6 protein-coding genes are annotated in these 5,982 nt (G+C 37.1%); 5 read left to right on the plus strand and 1 reads right to left on the minus strand.

Features of this window, described 5'->3' with window-relative positions:
- Positions 1-403 precede the first annotated feature (403 nt).
- The gene (locus tag ACN1CD_RS23445; RefSeq protein ID WP_419132857.1) at positions 404-688 is read left to right on the plus strand and encodes a hypothetical protein; all 285 of its coding nucleotides are present in this window, start codon (positions 404-406) and stop codon (positions 686-688) included.
- Between the two features lie 62 nt (positions 689-750).
- Here the strand turns inward: ACN1CD_RS23445 and ACN1CD_RS23450 are convergent, their stop codons facing one another.
- Positions 751-1,602 (minus strand): hypothetical protein, encoded by an 852-nt coding sequence (locus ACN1CD_RS23450; RefSeq protein WP_419132858.1) that lies wholly within the window; start codon positions 1,600-1,602, stop codon positions 751-753.
- Positions 1,603-1,724: 122 nt separating this feature from the next.
- On the opposite strand from ACN1CD_RS23450, the gene ACN1CD_RS23455 reads away from it, so the two are divergent.
- From ACN1CD_RS23455 to ACN1CD_RS23470, 4 genes are all read left to right on the plus strand, one after another.
- A complete protein-coding gene (locus tag ACN1CD_RS23455) occupies positions 1,725-2,129 on the plus strand; it encodes a helix-turn-helix domain-containing protein (protein WP_419132859.1) in 405 nt (134 codons plus the stop codon).
- A gap of 185 nt (positions 2,130-2,314) precedes the next feature.
- Positions 2,315-3,838, plus strand: a complete 1,524-nt coding sequence (locus ACN1CD_RS23460) for a hypothetical protein (RefSeq protein WP_419132861.1) — start codon at positions 2,315-2,317, stop codon at positions 3,836-3,838.
- Between the two features lie 17 nt (positions 3,839-3,855).
- Positions 3,856-4,374, plus strand: coding sequence for a hypothetical protein (locus ACN1CD_RS23465; protein ID WP_419132862.1), 519 nt, complete (start codon positions 3,856-3,858; stop codon positions 4,372-4,374).
- A 583-nt stretch (positions 4,375-4,957) separates the two neighbouring features.
- A complete protein-coding gene (locus tag ACN1CD_RS23470; RefSeq protein ID WP_419132863.1) occupies positions 4,958-5,704 on the plus strand; it encodes a hypothetical protein in 747 nt (248 codons plus the stop codon).
- The last annotated feature ends 278 nt before the right edge of the window (positions 5,705-5,982 follow it).

Consider the following 5,982-nt stretch of genomic DNA (forward strand, 5'->3'; position numbering starts at 1 on the left):
CCCTGCTCGCTTAAATAATTTTCCCGCAGATTAAGAAGATTTCCGCAGAAGCGAAAGGTAAAAATCTGCGGTAATCATTTATATCTGCGGGACCAACCTTTGCATTATGCCGGAGGACGAATCTATTAGAAAATCGTCATTGCGAGGAGGTACGACGAAGCAATCTATTTTGAAGATTTTTCGATGGAGATTGGCTCAGCAGATGAAGCCCATACAATGACGGTTTTTCGTTAGGTCCTGAATCAAGTTCAGGATGACGATCGTTTTAACCCACCGTTCATGTAAATGTGAGAAAAGGTTCAGTGCTGAACGAAGTTGGTGGGTAGAAACGCAGAGATCCTTCGCTATGCTCTGGCTCTAGATGACAATCCTGCTATATACACCCTGCTATCCGGCCTAGGAGATGATGGAAGGAGAAGCCGTTGAAATTTTTGCACCTCCGTTCAAATCCCCACAACCCAAGGTAGCGCGAATGGCTCTTAAAATAAATCTTTTATTCAAAATGAATCGAGCCCTTGCGCTACCGCCATTTAAATTTCGACGCGCTAATCCGACATCAGATCCAAGCCTTGATTTTTTTGTTACTTTTTTGATCAAGCAAAAAAGTAAGAGCCCTTCGGCGGCCAGCCGAGGAAAGCCAGTGCAGCGGAAAAACAGCCCCTATCCGCCTATCGGCACCTTTCCCTAGGATGGGAAAGGGCGCTAGAAAAAACCATTCTTCGCACCTCGCAATCAGCACCTTGTTCCAATCTATAAAATTCCCTTTTGCAACACCGCCAACCTCTCCTTACACAAAACCTCCACTACCTTCAAAAACTCATCAACTAAATCCCTAAATTGATCAATAGACTTACCCTGCAAATCAAAATCCTCCCCACAACCAAGCTGGCTAGCATACTTAACCATAATTTCGAAAAGCAATCTACGCTGTGGCGTACCTAAAAAACATTGCTCTGGCAGCTTCGAAAAGCAGGCGCACAAATTAAGCAAGCATTGCAGGTTATACTGCTCAGGTTCATCACCCATAAAAACATAAATTAACCCCAGGCAGGCCTGCTTTGCTGCTTCATTAAGCAGAAAAAGACAAGTCTGCTTTTGCCTCATTTTAATGGCTTGCGCTGCGGCAATAAAAAAAGCAGTAGCCATTTCACTTCGCTTGCGCCAATGCACAATATTCTTGCCCAATAGCTTTTTAGGGTTTGGCTTTAGCAGCGCAGGGTTTTCTTCTTGCCCGGGTGCGCTATACCACCTTTTACCCAAATTGGTAATGGTAGCCAGGTAAGCATTCCGCTGGTTTAATTGTTTCAATAAAACAGCCCGCGCACGCACCTGTATAATTACTTTTGCGTTAACATTAGCGCTGGCTACAAAATCTTGCACTTGGCTTTCTTTAATGCCTGCGGTTTCGGTAAGCATTAAAAGATAGTAAGTACGCTGCTTTTGCATTTCTGCCGTACTAAAAACGCTCTTTGCATGCTCCTTTTTGGTTAATTTAGAAAACTGATAAATTTGTAAGGGGGCGTAAGCCTGCACCAACTGCGCTATTAATGCTTTAAGTGGCTGGTGCTTTTGGGGTTCGGAGGTTTTAATTTTCTTCATCATCACTATAGGTTGTAAATAAAACCTTAAATTAGTGGCATAAAGAACAGTACCGAACCATAGGCCGTTGTTTAAAACAACCTCCCTAATGTTTCTCACCCACAAAAATTTAGATATATTTGGCTATGGAAACTGCTGAAAAAACCAACCGCACACACTTAGGTAGAAAGATTAGTCGCATCCGCGAATTACGTGGAATGAAACAAGAAGCACTCGCAATCGAATTGGGCATTAGCCAACAAGCGATTAGCAAATTAGAACAGAGTGCAGACATTGAGGATTCTACTTTAGAAAAAGTGGCGAAGGTTTTAGGACTGACAACTGAATCAATTAGAAATTTTAGTGAAGAAGCAATTTTTAATATTATTGGAAATACAGTTACCAATCATGATAATGGTTCCTTGTTTAATTACCAACCTACATTTAATCCCTTGGATAAATTAATAGAAGCATTAGAGGCAAATAAAGAATTGTACGAAAGGTTGTTGGCGAGTGAGAAAGAGAAAGTGGAGATATTGAAGAATAAATAGAAAAATAGATATTTAGAAAGCTTTCCTCAAAAGGGAAAGCTTTTTTTGTTTTATTGCCACTTAATAAGACGGTTCGTGTAATAAAATAAGTAGTTGGTGTAAAAAAATATTTCCTATCAAGTTATTTAACTTGTTTCAGGTATACCTCAACCTTAAATCTATTCTTTATCTAATCAACTACTCAAATGAGGAAAAACTATGTTTTGTTAAAGCAGTATGGACTTGCCTTAACTTTATTACTAACTACCACTATTATTATTTATTCCTGTAAAAAGGACTTGGGATCATCTCAACTTTCAAATGCTGAATTAAGTGATTTGCGGAACTGGTATGAATCTAATTCTGGCAAAGTGATCAATGACAGATTTCAAAAGATGAAACCGATTTGGGATGATGTTTTTGTTAGCGATCACGATGATCAGATTGTTTATGAATTAAATCTGGAGAATCCAGATCAGGTATTTCAGGTAATTAATGCTACTGTTGTGAAAGAGAAAAGCAGCACTAACAGAAACCTGATCAAGCTACTTATTTTTAAAAATAAAAAAACATCAAAAATCGATTACGGTGTTTATCAGTCTATTTTAAATGAAGGCAGTTTATTAAATTTAGAGCAGCTTCATTATAAACAGATGAATGGCCTAAGCGGAAAGGTAATGTATTATAATTTTGATGGCAGCTTTTCTAATGGCTGGAATTATGCTTCGGGTGAAGTGACCAATAGTATTCAGCCTATCGAGCAATCTATTTACCTGAATGCACAATTGGATCGGCTAAGTAGGAATCAGCAAAAGGGAACGTCTAGCAAGGAAAAATTGCAACTCGCCTATCCTGATGAATGCATTGGGAAGATTACTGAATATGGTGTAGCCTGTGCCGGTGTTGAAGGTTACATGGTATGCAATGTCTACGAAAAAGGAAGTTCATATTTCAATGCCTGCGGTGGTGGGAATGGAAAAGGCGGCAACAACGGAGGCTATCAGCCGCCCGGCGGGAGTGGTACTCCATATTTTGATTGCGCAGGTGTTAAAAATGGCAAGGCTATTGATTCGCCCTGTGGCTGCATTGGCGGGACTACTGGATTGGAAAGTTGCATGCAAAGAGATATTATAGACAGTTTGAGGGGCTATCCATGCGCACAGGATTTATTAAGAAGATTACCAAATTTGAATACAGATTTAGCTGCTCTTATTAAAAAAACGTTTGGTACGAATGCAAATATAGATTTAAGATTTTCAATAGATAATACGCTGAAAAATACAGCAACAGATGGGAGATTTGATGGATTAGCTGGTACATCTCCTAGTAATGGTGCAGTATATAAAATCTTATTGAATCCAGATGTTCTTTCGAAATCAAGCAAAGAATATATTTTGGCAACGATGTATCATGAAGCATTACACGCATATGTAGCATATGCGCAGTCAACTTTATCTGATGATGTATTTGCTGCTACTTTCGGTTCGCTGGATTTCAATGGTGGAAGAACATTATTTAAAGAAGTTGATGGTCATTTTGAACTTGCAGCTAATAATTATCTGAATGGATTAAAGGATGCTATTCTAGCTTTCAATCCGAATTATGATACAGGTAGGGCATATTCGTTGGCTCAAGGCGGTATTGTACAGCTTTCGAATGGGGCGAAAGCTGTAAACGATCAAGAAAGAGATACTACAAAACCAGGATATACAGGAACCAAATGTCCTTAATCCATTAAAAATACATCATGAAAAAGAAAATACTAATAATTTTTATGCTATTGTCAATATTGTGCTTTTCAGAACAAGGCATTGCGCAATCTAGTCAGAACAATCGCAAGTCAGAATTTGTAAACGAAATGTCGAAATTTTTGGGTCGACAATATGATATATCGTTCTTAAAATCCAAAAAAGATGTATATACCCTCAATTTAAGAATTAAGGTACAAAAGATGGGTAAATCCATCAATGTATCAGACATTCTGTTTACAGATAGTCTTGGATATAAAGTGTTTCCTAATTATTTGCAATTAAAGAAAATGGACTACAGTAAGCTAGTTATTAAAGATGGTAGTACTATTACACTTATTATACCAATATTAATCTTAAATAACGCAAAAGCTGGTCAGAATCCATCTGAAAACAACATATCCCTTAGTAACAATTCTTTAATAAATATGTTATCTGCACTATTGTACCCTGATATACTTCAAAAAAACATAACAATGTTTCCACTATTTATAATTAGACGAGTGGATATAGAATAATAAAAGGAACATACTGCAAACAATTATGAAATACTTATTCTTTTACTTGTTTTAGCAAGCGGCAAAGCAAGTGCACAAAATACTTAGTAATATGCCATAGCAAAACACATTTCAATTTCTAAACCTATATTAAGATATATTTATTCTTTATCAATTAAAAGGGCAGCAGCTTCTTAGCTACTGCTCCTCTAAAAAGAATCATCTACTTAACTCGTGTGGCAATCATTTGCACAGTGCACACATCTATTAATTTGTTTGTAAGGATGTTTTATTTCAGCTTAATTAACTGCTGATTCACAGCAATATATTTACCTAAGTCATCATAGTTTCGTGTAGGATAGTAATCACAACTCTGTGCATGAACCTCATAATCTCAATTAGTTTGTTGATTCAAATTTAATCTGTAATTAGCCATACTATTAATTTTAAAGTTTAATTATCCAAGCCTATTCAATCACTATAATCATTTTATACGGTTTCTCGTACCGCTCTCAAAAAAAATCCAAACACTCCTAAAAGTTGTAAACATAAATTCCTACCTTGATTTTAATTAATCAAATATTTACTTCTTAAAACACAAAAAATGTCTAAAACGTATGAAACCGGCCATGCCAAGAATGTGGCCAACTTCGAAACCCTAATTACCTATTTAACCAGCTTTGGGTCAATCTACAACCCCAGTAATGCCAGCATTTATCCAACCAGTTTAAATGATAAAGCAAAAGCGGCCAGAACGGTTACCGAACAAGTAAATAGACTTATAGGCGCAAACAGCAGTTCAGTTGCAGATCGCGCCAAAGCCTTTGAGCCTTTAAGTAAATTAAGCACCCGTATTTTTAATGCATTAAAAGCCAGCAGTGTAACAACCGCTAATATAGAAAACGCCGCTACCAACCACCGTAAACTACAAGGGCGAAGGGCATCGGCCAAGCTAACCGAAGCAGAAAAACAACAACTAGCGGCAAGTGGCACAGTAGTAACGCAGATTTCGGCATCACAACAAAGTTTTGATAGCAAATTAGATAGTTTAGAAAAGCAAATTCATCTGTTAAGCACCTTGCCGCAGTATAACCCTAACGAAAATGATTTGCGACTAGATACGCTGCTTAAGTTGCACAAAGATTTACTACAAAAAAATCGTGAGGTGATTTTAATAAATGCCCAATTAGGCAATGCACGTATCATCCGAGATAATGTTTTATACAATCAGGATGATGGAATGGTTACACTTGCCCAAAACGCAAAAGACTATTCTAAATCTATTTTTGGTGTAAGTTCACCGCAGTACAGGCAAATTTCAGGGATATCTTTTAGAAATATAGAAATGTAATCCATGAAAAAAATCATCCCTATCCCACCAACAATATAAAAACAGCAACAGAAAAAAATCGGTTGCTGTTTTTATTTCATACCCACTACAATACACTTTAAAAGGATGGTTAATTCCAATTCGCCGTTCTAATGATTAAAATCTCTCTTTATGTCCTCTCCTAAAAAAACTTGACACATTTTGGCCTAATAAAAATCAAAATGGAACAAGAGAAAAAACGTTGCGGATTTAGTATTTTAGTATCCGATTCGTTCGACCGTACAGATGACCGTAATGCT

The sequence above is a fragment of the Pedobacter sp. N23S346 genome, assembly GCF_048515415.1.
Lineage (GTDB): Bacteria > Bacteroidota > Bacteroidia > Sphingobacteriales > Sphingobacteriaceae > Pedobacter.

Bases quoted from the DNA above. Each gene is read 5' to 3' on its own strand.
- ACN1CD_RS23465 (WP_419132862.1), top strand. From the start codon at position 3,856: ATGAAAAAGAAAATACTAATAATTTTTATGCTATTGTCAATATTGTGC.
- ACN1CD_RS23445 (WP_419132857.1), top strand. From the start codon at position 404: ATGATGGAAGGAGAAGCCGTTGAAATTTTTGCACCTCCGTTCAAATCC.
- ACN1CD_RS23455 (WP_419132859.1), top strand. From the start codon at position 1,725: ATGGAAACTGCTGAAAAAACCAACCGCACACACTTAGGTAGAAAGATT.
- ACN1CD_RS23470 (WP_419132863.1), top strand. From the start codon at position 4,958: ATGTCTAAAACGTATGAAACCGGCCATGCCAAGAATGTGGCCAACTTC.
- ACN1CD_RS23450 (WP_419132858.1), bottom strand. From the start codon at position 1,602: ATGATGAAGAAAATTAAAACCTCCGAACCCCAAAAGCACCAGCCACTT.
- ACN1CD_RS23460 (WP_419132861.1), top strand. From the start codon at position 2,315: ATGAGGAAAAACTATGTTTTGTTAAAGCAGTATGGACTTGCCTTAACT.